The organism is Pseudomonas sp. BCRC 81390, from assembly GCF_030341915.1.
Taxonomy (GTDB): domain Bacteria; phylum Pseudomonadota; class Gammaproteobacteria; order Pseudomonadales; family Pseudomonadaceae; genus Aquipseudomonas.
This window is the reverse complement of sequence record NZ_JATAAG010000013.1, coordinates 135,089-148,428: the sequence shown is the minus strand read 5'-3', so window position 1 is coordinate 148,428 and position 13,340 is coordinate 135,089. Positions and strand designations below refer to the sequence as shown.

Annotated in this window: 15 protein-coding genes; 5 read left to right on the top strand and 10 right to left on the bottom strand. The window is 65.1% G+C overall.

The window, feature by feature from the left end:
* Positions 1-85 precede the first annotated feature (85 nt).
* Positions 86-523 (top strand): MarR family transcriptional regulator, encoded by a 438-nt coding sequence (locus QSV36_RS07305; RefSeq protein ID WP_087502739.1) that lies wholly within the window; start codon positions 86-88, stop codon positions 521-523.
* A 33-nt stretch (positions 524-556) separates the two neighbouring features.
* On the opposite strand, the gene QSV36_RS07300 is transcribed toward QSV36_RS07305, so the two are convergent.
* Positions 557-2,743: a patatin-like phospholipase family protein gene (locus QSV36_RS07300; RefSeq protein WP_289130998.1), complete on the bottom strand. Its 2,187-nt coding sequence runs from the start codon at positions 2,741-2,743 to the stop codon at positions 557-559.
* A gap of 67 nt (positions 2,744-2,810) precedes the next feature.
* Between QSV36_RS07300 and QSV36_RS07295 the strand changes: the two genes are divergently transcribed.
* The gene (locus QSV36_RS07295) at positions 2,811-3,092 is read left to right on the top strand and encodes an Rdx family protein (protein WP_289130997.1); all 282 of its coding nucleotides are present in this window, start codon (positions 2,811-2,813) and stop codon (positions 3,090-3,092) included.
* Here the strand turns inward: QSV36_RS07295 and QSV36_RS07290 are convergent, their stop codons facing one another.
* Both QSV36_RS07290 and QSV36_RS07285 read right to left on the bottom strand, forming a co-directional pair.
* Complete coding sequence (locus QSV36_RS07290; protein ID WP_289130996.1) at positions 3,093-3,983, bottom strand: DMT family transporter; 891 nt, start codon at positions 3,981-3,983, stop codon at positions 3,093-3,095.
* 116 nt (positions 3,984-4,099) lie between these two features.
* Positions 4,100-4,870, bottom strand: coding sequence for a helix-turn-helix domain-containing protein (locus tag QSV36_RS07285; protein ID WP_289130995.1), 771 nt, complete (start codon positions 4,868-4,870; stop codon positions 4,100-4,102).
* Positions 4,871-4,997: 127 nt separating this feature from the next.
* Here QSV36_RS07285 and QSV36_RS07280 point away from each other — a divergent pair, with 127 nt between their 5' ends.
* Positions 4,998-5,810: a UDP-2,3-diacylglucosamine diphosphatase gene (locus tag QSV36_RS07280; RefSeq protein WP_289130994.1), complete on the top strand. Its 813-nt coding sequence runs from the start codon at positions 4,998-5,000 to the stop codon at positions 5,808-5,810.
* 39 nt (positions 5,811-5,849) lie between these two features.
* Here QSV36_RS07280 and QSV36_RS07275 read toward each other — a convergent pair whose 3' ends face one another.
* The gene (locus tag QSV36_RS07275) at positions 5,850-6,161 is read right to left on the bottom strand and encodes an Mpo1-like protein (RefSeq protein ID WP_289130993.1); all 312 of its coding nucleotides are present in this window, start codon (positions 6,159-6,161) and stop codon (positions 5,850-5,852) included.
* A gap of 143 nt (positions 6,162-6,304) precedes the next feature.
* Between QSV36_RS07275 and QSV36_RS07270 the strand changes: the two genes are divergently transcribed.
* Positions 6,305-7,366, top strand: coding sequence for an AraC family transcriptional regulator (locus QSV36_RS07270; protein ID WP_289130992.1), 1,062 nt, complete (start codon positions 6,305-6,307; stop codon positions 7,364-7,366).
* Here the strand turns inward: QSV36_RS07270 and QSV36_RS07265 are convergent.
* Positions 7,323-8,777 carry a TrkH family potassium uptake protein gene (locus QSV36_RS07265; RefSeq protein WP_289130991.1) on the bottom strand — a complete coding sequence of 485 codons (1,455 nt, stop codon included), beginning with the start codon at positions 8,775-8,777 and terminating at the stop codon, positions 7,323-7,325. The two genes, QSV36_RS07270 and QSV36_RS07265, sit on opposite strands and share 44 nt — an antisense overlap.
* Before the next feature lie 102 nt (positions 8,778-8,879).
* Here QSV36_RS07265 and QSV36_RS07260 point away from each other — a divergent pair, with 102 nt between their 5' ends.
* A complete protein-coding gene (locus QSV36_RS07260) occupies positions 8,880-9,437 on the top strand; it encodes an NAD(P)H nitroreductase (RefSeq protein WP_289130990.1) in 558 nt (185 codons plus the stop codon).
* 218 nt (positions 9,438-9,655) lie between these two features.
* Here QSV36_RS07260 and QSV36_RS07255 read toward each other — a convergent pair whose 3' ends face one another.
* From QSV36_RS07255 to QSV36_RS07235, 5 genes are all read right to left on the bottom strand, one after another.
* Positions 9,656-10,993, bottom strand: a complete 1,338-nt coding sequence (locus QSV36_RS07255; protein ID WP_289130989.1) for a sensor histidine kinase — start codon at positions 10,991-10,993, stop codon at positions 9,656-9,658.
* Positions 10,994-11,050: 57 nt separating this feature from the next.
* A complete protein-coding gene (locus QSV36_RS07250; protein ID WP_289130988.1) occupies positions 11,051-11,467 on the bottom strand; it encodes a Spy/CpxP family protein refolding chaperone in 417 nt (138 codons plus the stop codon).
* Between the two features lie 101 nt (positions 11,468-11,568).
* Positions 11,569-12,246, bottom strand: a complete 678-nt coding sequence (locus tag QSV36_RS07245) for a response regulator transcription factor (protein ID WP_170031258.1) — start codon at positions 12,244-12,246, stop codon at positions 11,569-11,571.
* A gap of 140 nt (positions 12,247-12,386) precedes the next feature.
* Positions 12,387-12,686 (bottom strand): YciI family protein, encoded by a 300-nt coding sequence (locus QSV36_RS07240; protein ID WP_012273585.1) that lies wholly within the window; start codon positions 12,684-12,686, stop codon positions 12,387-12,389.
* 1 nt (position 12,687) lies between these two features.
* Entirely contained in the window at positions 12,688-13,281 is a 594-nt protein-coding gene (locus QSV36_RS07235) for a septation protein A (RefSeq protein WP_225778740.1), read from the bottom strand.
* Positions 13,282-13,340: the final 59 nt, after the last annotated feature.

Genomic DNA, 13,340 nt, shown 5'->3' with positions numbered 1-13,340 from the left:
CGGACATCACCAGGGCCCGAGCCTTGCCTCGTAGGGCGGGCCATGGTTAGCTGCCTAATAATTAGATCTGTTCAATGAGTTGCCTATGCCTCTGACCGACAACCAACACCGCTTCGGCATGCAGCTGGCCCAGATGTCCCGGGGCTGGCGTGCCGAGCTGGACCGCCGCCTGGCCGGGCTCAACCTGTCCCAGGCGCGCTGGCTGGTGTTGCTGCACCTGGCCCGTTTCGAAGACGCCCCGACCCAGCGCGAGCTGGCCCAGAGCGTCGGTGTCGAAGGCCCGACCCTGGCGCGCCTGCTCGACAGCCTGGAGGCGCAGGGGCTGGTGCGCCGGCAGGCGGTACTGGAAGACCGGCGGGCGAAGAAGATCGTGCTGTGCCCGCCGGCCAAGCCGCTGATCGACCAGATCGAGACCATTGCCAACCAGTTGCGGGTGGAGTTGTTCACCGGGGTGGACGAGGCCGACCTGCAGGTGTGCATGCGGGTGCATGCCCGGATCCTGGCCAACCTGGAGAAATCCTGAGGGGCCGTGGGGCCGCTTTGCGGCCCCGGCAGTTCAGAAGGTATGGCCCAGGTTCAAGTACACCGCCTGCTCATGCGCGCTGTTGGCGCCATAGGTGAAATTCAATGGCCCCAACGGCGTCTCCAGCCCCAGGAAGATGCTTGCCGCGTTGATGTAGCCACTGTCGAAGGCGTTGTCGTTGTTCCACGCCCGCCCACGTTCCAGCGACCCGCCGAGGTACAACGGGAAGTCCAGCGGCAGGTAGGCCCGTGGTGTCAGGCGGCGATAATAGACCACGCGCAGCAGGCTCATGTTCTGCCCTGATACCGAGTCCTGGCGGAACCCTGACAGCTCCCTTGCCCCTCCCAGTACGAAGCTTGACGTGACCACTTCGGTGGCATCCAGCGTGCGCCCGTAGCGCCCGCCCAGCACGAAGGTGTTCGGCCCGCTGCTGATGGCTTTGTCCAGGTTGAACATCCACTGCCGGTAATCCTGGTCGGAGTCCAGCGACTTGTCGTACTTGCGCAAGGTCAGGCCGATGTCCTCGCCGCGGTGCGGGAAATACACGTTGTCGAGGGTGTCGAACGAGTATTTCAGCTCGTAGAAGCCTTCGTTGAAACTGACCTTGGGCAGGTCCTGGTCGCCGATGCGCACCTCGGCCTCGCCCCAGGCCTTGCCCACGCCCAGGCGCACTTCACCGTTGGTACCGATCTGCCGCCCTACGTTCAGGCCGAAGCCGTAACGCTCCAGGCGGTACTCGGCGACGGGGTCGTTGTCCAGGGTCGCTTCGATGTTCTGCGAGTTGAAGTCCAGGTACGGCGCGATGAAATAGCGCGAACCCACGTCCAGCGGCTGGTAGAACTCGCTATAGAGCTCCTGCTGGTCGCCGATCTGGCCACGGGTCAGCCATTCGGCGCCGAGGCTGTTGATGCCGTTGACCCGGTAGCTGGCGCCCAGGTTGAAGGCGCTGTCACCGCGCAGGTCGTCCGACAGGTTGAGGCCCAGGCGCAGGTAGTCGGTGCCACCGCGTCGGCCGCGGGCGTTGATTACCAGGGTGTTGTCGTCTCCCTTGTGTACCACGCGATATTGCACTCGGTCGAAGTAGTCCAGGCCATACAGCGTGCCCATGTCGGTCTGCAGGCGGTCCAGCTCCAGCGGCGCATCGATTGGCTGGCGGATGTACGAACGGATGACGTCGTCGCTGACCTTGGAGTCGTTCTCGATCCGGATTGCGGTAATCACCGGGGTGCGCTGGCGTGGCGAGCGGGCCACCGCCAGGCTGCTGTCGGCCTCGGGCTGGCGCAGGGCGGCGAGGCGAGCATCGAGCAGGCGGGTTGCACGGTAGCCGGCCTCGATCATCTCCCGGGCGCGGCCGAAGTCGGTGACACCGAAGGCAGCCAGCGGCGGCTGGATGAGAATGTCGTCGCGGTGCAGGCTGGCCAGCTGCTCGTCCGAGTTGCGCCGGGTCATCAGGGTGATCGACTGGTTGAGCACGTCGACCACCGTGGCCAGTTGCTTGCGGTCACGCAGTGGGGTGCCGATGTCGACCACGATGGCCAGGTCGACGCCCATTTCGCGGGCCACGTCCACGGGAATGTTGTCGACCATGCCGCCGTCCACCAGCAGCCGGCCGTCCAGCTCGACCGGGGCGAACACCGCCGGGATCGACATGCTGGCACGGATCACCTGGGGCAGGTGGCCATGGCTGAACACCACTTTCTCGCCACTGGCGATGTCGGTTGCCACTGCCCGGAAAGGAATCGGCAGCTTGTCGAAGTCACGGGTGTCGGCGGTATGCGCCAGCTTGCTTTCCAGCAGCAAGGCCAGGTTCTGGCCCTGGATCACGCCCAGTGGCAGGCCCAGGCTGCCATCGTCGCGAAAGCTGAGTTTCTGCTTCACCAGGAAGTCACGGTCGTCCTGCTTGCGCCGGAACGGCACGTCCTTGCGCGGCGGGGCATCGGACAGCGCCTGTTGCCAGTCGAGGGTGGTGGCGAGCTTTTCCAGCTCTTCGACACTGTAGCCCGAGGCGTACAGGCCGCCGATCACCGCGCCCATGCTGGTGCCGGCGATGGCGTCGATACGTACGCCCTGTTCCTCCAGGGCCTTTAGTACACCGATATGGGCCAGGCCGCGCGCAGCGCCACCCGACAGCACCAGGCCGACCTTGGGCCTGGCCGGTTCGCTGGCAAAGGCCGTGAGCGAGGTGAGGGCGAGCAGGAAACAGAACAGCAGGCGGCGCATCGTGAGTCTCAAACCGTGGGCTAAAGACCGCTAGTATAAGCGGCCACTCACCTGGAGACGTTTCACCATGGCCGACAGCAAACCTGAAATCGTGATCACCTATTGCACTCAGTGCCAGTGGCTGCTGCGTGCCGCCTGGCTGGCCCAGGAACTGCTCAGCACCTTTGCCGATGACCTCGGGCGGGTGGCGCTGGAGCCGGGCACCGGGGGTGTCTTCCGCATCACCTGCAATGGCGTGCAGATCTGGGAGCGCAAGGCCGATGGCGGCTTCCCCGAGGCCAAGGTACTCAAGCAACGGGTGCGCGACCAGATCGACCCGCAGCGTGACCTGGGGCACAACGACCGCTGATCAGCTGCCCTCGGCGGCAGGCTGTTGCCGCGGTGCCTGCTCGGCAGCCAGGCGGCTGGACAGCACGATAGCAAAGATGATCAGCGCGCCGCCCAGCAGCATGCGCAGGGTTGGGGTTTCGGCGAACACCGCCCAGGCCACCGCAATGCCGTAGACCGGCTCCATGCCGAACACCACGGCGGCGGTGCGTGCCTTGATCACCGCCAGGCTGGCGACGAACAGGCTGTGGGCCACGCCGGTGCAGAAGATGCCGAGCAGGGCGATCCACAGCCAGTCCCGGCTGGCTACGTCGGCCAGGCCTGGTGCGGCGAACGGCAGCAGGCACAGGCCCACCACCAGGTTCTGCCACAACGCCGCCTGCACCGCCGGCAGGCGGCCGGAGCCGGCGCGGTTGGTGAGAGACAGCAAGGCGAACAGCAGCCCCGACAGCAGCGCCCAGAGCAGGCCACCGGTGGCCTGGCTGGCCAGGTCGAATGCCGGGGTGACCAGCATCAGGCCGATGCTTACCAGCAGCACCAGCATGGCTTCGTTGCGGCGGATCCGTTCGCGGAACAGCAGGCCCTCGAGGATCACGGTAAAAGCCGGGAAGCTGGCAAAACCGAGGGTGGCAATGGCCACGCCGCCGACTTTCACGGCGATGAAAAAGCTGACCCAATGGCCCGCCAGCAGCACGCCGCCAAGCAGCAGGCGGCGGACATCCTGGCTGCTCAGGCGTTGCCAGCCCGGGCCGCTCAGGCTGGCGAACAGGGCCAGGGCGAGCACGGCGAAGGCGGCGCGGCCGAACACGATGATCGCCGGGCTGGCGCTGGCGGCCAGCTTGCCGAAGACGCCGGTCAGGCCGAAGAACAGCGCGCCAATGTGCAGGGCGCCGAGGGCGGTGCGGTGGTTCATGAGGGGTCCTTGCTGAAGATCTCTGCTGGCAGTAACGGCCTCTTCGCGGGCTTGCCCGGAAGAGGGGGGCACAGGCAAAAGTGTAAAGGTTCAGGCCAACACGTTCTGTCGCAAGACTAGCGTGCGTTGTCGCCAGCCTCTCGCCGCAACGCCAAAGGCGAGCAGCCGAATGCCCGCAGCATCGCTGCCGAAAACGCGCTCTGCGAGCTGTACCCCACCTGCGCCGCAATCTCCCCCAGCGGCAGCAAGGTCTGCACTACCAGCCGCCGCGCCTTGAGCAAGCGGCGCTGGCGGATGTAGTCCATTGGCGTCATCCCACATTCGGCAGTAAAGCGCGCGTGCAGGCGAGCACTGGACAACCCGGCGATGCGCGCCAGGTCGGCGACCTGCAACGGGTAAGCGGCATGCTCCTCGATATGCGCATCGAACGCCGCGTACGGCAGCCGCTGGCAGGCGCCTATGCTGGCAGCCGCCGTGGGGGTTAGGCTGGCCAGCAGCAGCGCCGCGCCTTGCCGGGCAATCAGCGGGTCGTGCACCGGGCTGGCCGCCAGCCAGTCCACCAGCTGTTGCTGGCGCTCGTTCAGGCCCAGGGCGGCGGGGCGGTCCAGCAACCGGCGGCTGGCATCGGCATGCTCGCCCAGTTGTTCGCACAACCAGTGCTCCCCGGGCACATCCAGCACCAGGCAGTCGCTGCCTTTGGTGCTGGCGCAGGTGTGATGGGCACCCGCCGGTACCACCACCAGCCCCTGGCGATCGATCCCGGCGCCATGCCCCTGGACTTCGAACTCCAGGCGGCCGCGCAGGCCGAACACCAACTGCGGGTGGTCGTGGCTGTGGGCGATCAAGCTGTGGCGGTAATGGCGCAGCGAGAGGATCGGGCCGCTCATGGGAGTGTCCTGGCAGGGCAGATACGCATTGTGCCTGAATCCCGTCAGCCCATCACTCGTCACGGTATTGCCACGGCACTGTCATTCGCGCCTGCCAGTCTCCAGCAAACTGCGCCGGAGCCTACACATGACCCATGCCGAACTGTCCCGTCCCTCGCGCAAGCAGCGGGTGCGAACCTTGTGGATCTCCGATGTGCACCTGGGTACCCGCGATTGCCAGGCCGAACACCTGGCGCAATTCCTCAAGGGCTACCAGGCCGATCGCATCTACCTGGTGGGCGATATCATCGATGGCTGGAAGCTGCGCAGCGGGATCTACTGGCCACAGGCCCACACCAATGTGCTGCGCCGCCTGCTGACCATGAGCAAGCGCGGTACCGAAGTGATCTACGTCACCGGCAACCATGACGAATTCCTGCGCCGTTATTCCCGGCTGATGCTCGGCAATATCCAGCTGGTGGACGAGGCCGAGCACCTGACCGCCGATGGCCGCCGCCTGCTGGTGATCCATGGCGACCAGTTCGACGTGATTACCCGTTACCACCGCTGGCTGGCGTTTCTCGGCGACCGTGCCTATGAATTCACCCTGGTGCTGAACCGCTGGCTCAACCATTGGCGGGCCCGTTACGGTTATGGTTACTGGTCGCTGTCGGCCTACCTCAAGCACAAGGTCAAGGGGGCGGTGAACTTCATCAGTGACTTCGAGGTTGCCATTGCCCACGAATGCACGCGCCGCGGTTTTCATGGCGTGGTGTGTGGGCATATCCACCATGCCGAAATTCGCCGGGTAGGCGCAGTGGACTACCTCAATTGCGGCGATTGGGTGGAATCGTGCACGGCGTTGATCGAGCATTGGGATGGCACCATCGAACTGTACCGGTTGGCCGAGGCGCAGGCGCGGCAGGCCCGGCAGGCTGAGGCGTTGCGGGAGACGGCCTGAGGCCTGGGGGCCCTGGGCCGCAACGCGACCCCAGAATACCTACAGGCTGATCTTGCCCAGCAGGATATCCCTGAACATCACGAAATCCCCGGCCAGGCTGTAAAGCGGATGGCTAAAGGTTGCGGGCCGGTTCTTCTCGAAAAAGAAATGCCCGACCCAGGCAAAACCGTAGCCGAACACGGGCACGGCCAGCAGCAGCGCCCATTTGCCACTGCCGATGGTATAGGCCAGCAAGGCGATCACCAGGCTGGTGCCGACGAAGTGCAGGCGGCGGCAGGTCGGGTTATTGTGCTCTCCCAGGTAATACGGATAGAACTCGGCAAAACTGCGAAACTGCGCTGTGCGGTTCATGGCACTGCTCCGGCAGATACTTTTGGACAGGATGCACGGCGTGGAGCCTGATTCGAGTCTAGAGTCACTGGCGGCGCCTTCCAGTGACAATGGGCGCCAATTGAGTATCCTTGGGGTTCACCGCAGGAGCGGTCGGCACGGTCATGAGCGAAAGAACCACGTCAGCCAGCTGGGCAACCGGGATCGTGAAGGCACTCGAGCTGGAGGGGCTGGACTGCCGGGCCATGTTCAAGCAGCTGGGGCTGGACTTCACGGCCCTGGACGACCCCGATGCGCGCTTCCCGCAGGACGCCATGACCCGCCTGTGGCAACTGGCAGAGGAGCTGTCGGGCAACGAGGCCATTGGTCTGAACATGGCGCGGGTGGTGCGCCCGGCATCGTTCCATGTGGCGGGCTATGCGTTGATGTCCAGCCGCACCCTGGCCGAGGGTTTCGAGCGCCTGGTACGTTACCAGCGCATCATTGCCGAAAGCTGCGACCTGAGCTTCGTCGCCGACCCCGAAGGTTACTCGCTGATCCTGACCGTGCACGGCGACCATCTGCCGCCGACCCGGCACAGTGCCGAAGCTTCACTGGCCTGCGGGCTGGCATTGTGCTCATGGCTCAGCGGCCGGCCGGTGCAGCCTCGCCGGGTGCTGCTGCAGGGCCCGCAACCCAAGCATGTCGAGCCTTACAAGGCGGCGTTTCATGCCCCGCTGGTGTTCGCTGCGGCGCACGATGCGCTGCTGTTCGAGCGGGCCGACATGGAGGCGCCGTTGCCCACCGCCAATGAAGCCATGGCGGTGCTGCACGACCGTTTTGCCGGGGAGTACCTGGCGCGTTTTTCCGAAACACGGGTCACCCACCGGGTACGCCAGGTGCTGTGTCGCATTCTGCCGCAAGGCGAGCCCAAGCGCGAAACCCTGGCCCAGGCGCTGCACCTGTCGCAGCGCACCTTGCAGCGGCGGTTGCAGGAAGAAGGCACCAGTTTCCAGGCATTGCTCGACGACACCCGTCGCGAACTGGCCGAACAGTACCTGGCCCAACCGGGCATGACCCTGCTGGAAACCGCCTACCTGCTGGGTTTCGCCGACCCCAGCAACTTCTACCGGGCGTTCCGCCGCTGGTTCGATACCACGCCCAGCGAGTACCGTGCCCGCCTGGGCGCTACGGCCGCGGGGCTCAGTGACGCCAGAACGCTGGCATACACAGCACTAGCACGGTGATGATCTCCAGGCGACCGAGCAGCATGCCGCTGGAGAGGATCCACTTGGCCGCGTCCGGCAGGCTGGCATAGTTGCCTGATGGGCCGATCACCTCGCCCAGGCCCGGGCCTACACCGGAGACCGTGCCAGCAGCACCGGTCAGGGCAGTCATCCAGTCCACGCCAAGCAACGACAGCAGCAGTGCCATCACGCAGATGGTGATGGCGAAGAAGAACGAGAAGGTGAGGATCGAACGCACGATTTCTTCGTCGAGGCGGTGGCCGTTGTACTTCTGCTTGATCACCGCGCGCGGGTGGATCAGCTGGTTGAGGCTGGCCTTGAGCAGAATGTAGGCGACCTGGAAGCGGAAGATCTTGATGCCGCCCGCGGTCGAGCCGGAGCAGCCCCCGACGAAGCCCAGGTAGAAGAACAGCATCAACGAGAAGTTGCCCCACAGGCTGTAGTCGCCCAGGGCGAAGCCGGTGGTGGTGACCACCGAGGTCACATTCAGGGCCACGTGGCGCAGGGCGTCAAGCCAGTGCATCTGGGTGGTGGCCCAGTACCAGGTGCCAAGCACCAGCCAGGTGACCAGCAGCATGCCGAGCAGGCCCTGTACCTGCTGGTCGCGAAGCAGCGCCTTGCGGTTGCCACGCAGGGTCGCGACGTACAGCGTGAAGGGCAGGCTACCGAGGATCATCACCACCACCGCGACCCAGTGCACGGCGGGGATGTCCCATTTCGCCAGCGACTGGTCGGAGGTGGAAAAGCCGCCGGTGGAAATTGCCGACATGGCGTGGTTGATCGCATCGAAGGGGCTCATGCCGGCCCACCAGAAGGCCAGCGCGCCGAGGATCGAGAAACCGACGTACACCCCCACGATCGACTTGGCGACCATGTGCGAGCGTGGCATGACCTTCTCCGAACGGTCGGACGATTCGGTCTGGAACAGGCGCATGCCACCGATGCGCAACAGCGGCAGGATCGCTACCGCCATGCCGATGAAGCCGATGCCGCCAAGCCAGTGCAGCATCGAGCGCCACATCAGGATGCCCGGTGACATGCTGTCGAGCCCGCTGAGCACGGTAGCGCCGGTGGCAGTGATGCCCGACATGCTTTCGAAGAAGGCGTCGGTGTAGCTGATGTGCTGGGTCAGCAGGAAGGGCAGGGCGGCGAACACGCACACCACCAGCCAGCTGCTGACCGTCAGCAGGTACATGTCACGCGGGCGCAGGTGCACATGCTCGGGGCGGCCCTGGACCACCAGGGCCAGGCCGGCAAGAAAGGTGACCAGGCTTGACCAGAGGAACGACGGCATGTCGCCGGTGCGTTCGAAGATCACCAGGGTCGCCATGGGTACGGCCATGCTGACAGCGAGGGTAATCAGGAAGATGCCGATGATGAAACCAATGATCCTTAAGGTCGGCAACGCCATGTGATCTGCTCTGACTCGAAACGGAAGGGCGCCATTCTACCTATGGGTCTGGTGATGTAAACGCTAGAATGGCGCCACATTCACCTGCCAGGAGGGTAGCCGATGGAGGCTCTCGACGCATTGCTCAACCGTGTTTCCGTGCCACGCCTGACCGACCCGGCGCCCAATGCCGCCCAGCGCGAGGCGCTGTTCCAGGCTGCACTGCGTGCCCCCGACCACGGCCAGCTGCGGCCTTGGCGGTTCCTGACCATCGAAGGCCAGGGCCGCGAGAAACTGGGCGAGCTGTTCGCCGAAGCGCTGCAGCACAAGGGCGATGCCAGCCAGGCTGCACTGGACAAGGCGCGTGCCATGCCGTTGCGGGCGCCGTTGCTGATCGTGGTGATTGCCAGGTTGCAGGATCATTTCAAGGTGCCCAAGGCCGAGCAACGCCTGGCGGCAGGCTGTGCGGCGCATGGCATGCTGATTGCGGCACATGCACAAGGGGTCGGGGCGGTATGGCGGACCGGTGACATGGCCTATGATGCCCATGTGCATCAGGGCCTGGGGCTGGCCGCGAACGAGGAGCTGATTGGCTATCTGTATGTCGGTACGCCGCTGACCGAGCCGCGCACGGCGCCGGTTCTGGACAGCGCTGATTTCGTCAGTGCCTGGGGCGAATAACGGCCGAGAATGCTGGGCTGCTGCGCAGCCCTTTCGCGACACAAGGTCGCTCCCACAGGTACAGCGCTACCAATGAGTACTATGCAGTACCTGTAGGGGGGCTGCGCAGCCCTTTCGCGACTCAAGGTCGCTCCCACAAGTGCAGCGCCGTCAATGAGTACTGTGCAATACCAGTAGGGGCTGCGTCGCGAAAGGGCCGCCAAGCAGCCCCGGCGATTTCAAGCTGGGCGCGCTTGCGAAGGCAAATCCAGCCTGGCCACGAACCCGCCTTGGGGGTGGTTCTCCAGCACCAGGCTGCCGCCGTGACGCTCCGCCGCCTTGCGGGCAATCGCCAACCCCAGCCCATGCCCCGGCGCTTCCTGCCCCGGCGCGCGGAAGAACGGCTCACCCAACTGTTGCAGATGCTCGGCCGCCGCCCCGGGCCCATGGTCGCGCACGCTCACCAGGATACGGTCCTGCTCGCGCACGGCACTGACCTCGATCGGCTGGCCCACCGGGTTGAAGCGCAGGGCGTTGCGCAGCAGGTTGTCCACGGCGCGTTCGATCAGGGTTGGCCAGCCCTGCAAGGTCAACCCCGGCTGCGCCTCCAGGCGCACGTCCTGCTCCGGGGCGCTGAGCAGGGCGTCCTTGCGCACGCTGCCGAGCAGGGCATTGAGGTCGACCGGCTCGGCATGCGCCTGTTCGGCATCGACGCGCGCCAAGGCGAGGATTTCGCTGATCAGGTCCTCCAGCCGATCGCATTCGCGGGTCAGGCGTGGCCACAGTGCCTGCCGCTGCGCAGGCTCGGCGCGCTCGGCCAGGGCCAGGGCGATGCGCAGCCTGGCCAGCGGTGAGCGCAATTCGTGGGACACGTCGCGCAGCAACTGGCGCTGGCTGCCGATGGTGCTTTGCAGGCGTGCGCCCATCTTGTTGAAGTCCTTGGCCAGCACGCCGAACTCGTCGCGCCGTGCGGCCAGTTGCGCCAGGCTGTTCTGCTGGTAGGTGGTCTGCCCCAGGTCGTGCACGGCGCTGCGCAGGCGGCTGAGCGGGCGGGTGATGGACAACGTCACCAACAGGCTGAACAGGGTCAGTACCACCAGGGCGATCCCCAGGGCGCTGAGCGGCCACAGCAGGCTTTCGCGGTGCCAGGCATCCAGCGCCGGGTGGGGGATACGGTAGATCAGCAGGTAGGTCTCGCCGGTGTCGGGGCTGGTGTATTCCTCGGTCAGCCGGCGCCAGGGCAGGCGCCGCTGGTCGTTGTGCTGGCGCGCCTCGAAAGCTGCCGCACGGCGCGGAAAGGTGCCGGGCACGACGGCTTCGCCGCTGTCATCGAGCACTTGCACGTCGATCTTGAAGCGCTCTTTGCGCCGTTCCAGGAACTGCTGTGCCGAAGCCAGGCCTTCCTGCTCGTAGTGCCTGGCCCACTGGCTGGCCAAGGTATTCAGGCCCGGGTGGCGGCTGAGGATCCAGGCGTCCTGGTTGAGCATGTGGCCCAGCAGGATCGACAGGCCCGCGACCAGGGCGATGGCCAGCCAGAAACTGGCCAGGACGCGCCAGAACAGTGAACGCAAGTGCACCTCCTAAACGGGAAAACCCGGCCCGCGCTAGGGCGGGCCGGGCATCGGCTGGACAGCTTACTGGGCCTTGTTGCCTTTTTCAGCTTTCCAGGCCTGGAACTCCTGCCACTCGGCTCTCTGTGCGGCGCGTTCCTTCTGCAGCTCGTCAAACTTCTTCTGCTGCTCCGGTTTGAGCAGGGCACGGACCGCGCTGTCGGTCTTGTCGTGGCTGGCCTTCAGTTCGTCTTTCAAGGCCTTCTGGTCGGCGGCCGGCAGCTTGGCCAGATAACGCTCGGTGATCTCGTGGCGCTGCTTCATCTGTTCGCCCATCAGCTTGCCGATCTGCTGGCGCTGGTCACGGCTCAGGTCCAGCTGGTGGAACGGCGCATCACCGCGATGATGCGGGCCGTCGTGGCGCGGGCCGTCTTCAGGCATGGCCATGGCCACGGTCGGCAGGGCAGCGGCGAACATCAGGGCGATAAGGGTCTTGCGCATGGTGTCTCTCCTTTCATAGGCCGGTGGTTACCGGATGAGCACAGTCTAGGGAGAGCACCGTCAAGCGCCGTCAGCGCAGGGTAAAGGCTCGGTAAAGATGCTCAGAGGCAGTAGTAGTAGCCGCGACTGCGCAGGGCAACGATGCGTGGCCGACCATCGGCGTGCGGGCCGATCTTCTTGCGCAGGTTGCTGACGTGCATGTCCAGGCTGCGGTCGTACAGGGTCAATTTGCGGCCCAGGCCGATCTGCGCCAGTTCCTGCTTGTCCAGCGGCTCGCCGGGTTGGCGCAGCAGGGCTTCGAGAATGCGGCTCTCGGACAGGGTCAGGGTCATTTCGCGGCCATCGATGCTGGCCACGCCACGGGCAGGGCTGTAGACCAGGTCGCCCAGCTCCACCTGGCTGCTGGTGGCGGCAGGGTGGCTGCGGCGCAGCACGGCGCGCAGGCGGGCAGTGAGTTCACGTGGGTCGCACGGTTTGGCCAGGTAATCGTCGGCGCCCAGTTCCAGGCCGAGGATGCGATCCAGCGGCTCGCCACGGGCCGAGAGCATCAATACCGGCAGTTCGGCATGTTCACTGCGCAACTGCTTGAGCAGTTCCAGGCCACTGCCGTCGGGCAGCATCACATCCAGCACCACGGCCGCCGGGGCATGCGTGGCCAAGGCCTGGCGGGCGCTCTTGCCATCGTGGCAGGCACGCACGGTGAACCCTTCCTGGGTCAGCCAGCTGCCGAGCAGCTCGCACAGTTCCTGGTCATCATCAATCAGTAACAGCTCGCTCATGACTCACTCAATTCAACCATTGACGGCGACTATTCGGCCCGCCAGTGGCAAAGATACCGCAGACTGATGGCAATCGTATAACTGCCGGCACCGCGCCAGCCCTCGCGGGCAAGCCCGCGAAGAAGCTGGCGCGCATCAGATCAAGGCAGCACTTGCTTGAATGGCTTGACCACAACCTTGTCGTATACACCCGCGGCGATGTAAGGGTCGGCATCGGCCCAGGCCTGCGCCGCCGCCAGGGATTCGAACTCGGCAACGATCAGGCTGCCGCTGAAACCCGCTTCGCCCGGGTCATTGCTGTCGATGGCCGGGTGCGGGCCGGCCAGCACCACGCGGCCTTCGGCCTTCAGTTGCTGCAGGCGCTCGATGTGCGCCGGGCGGGCAGCCAGGCGTTTTTCCAGGGAGTTTGCGACGTCGCTGGCGATGATGGCGTAGAGCATGTCAATCCTTGGGTTTGGAGGTGGAAGGGTCGTCGTGCAGGTGGCGCGACAGGTACACGCCTTGCGCCACCAGGAACATCACGGTCATGCCCAGGCTGCCGAACACCTTGAAGTCGACCCAGAAGTCCTGGAAGGTGAAGGCGACGAACAGGTTGGCCGCACCGCAGAACAGGAAGAAACCGATCCAGGCCAGGTTCAGTCGGGTCCAGATGAGGTCGGGCAGGCTCAGGGCATGGCCCATGATGCGCTTGATCAGCACCCGGTCGCCGATGAAGTGGCTGCCGGCGAAGCCCAGGGCGAACAGCCAGTTAACCACCGGCGCCTTCCACTTGAGGAAGGTTTCGCTGTGGAAGGCCAAGGTCAGGCCGCCGAACACCAGGCACGCCACCAAAGTCAGCCACTGGCCCTTCTCCAGCTTGCGCTGACGCAGGAACAGCGCGCCGTAGACCACCAGCGAGCTGATGATGAGCATGGCCGTGGCGCTGTAGATCCCGCCGAATTCGAAGCTGTGGCCGGCGACTTCCATGGGGCGCGGGTCGAGCTTGTAGACAATGAAGAACAGCAACAGCGGAATGAAATCGATGAATTGTTTCACAATGGCAGCCAGAATCGGGATGTGACGGCATAATAACAAACATCGATTCCAGCGAAAGC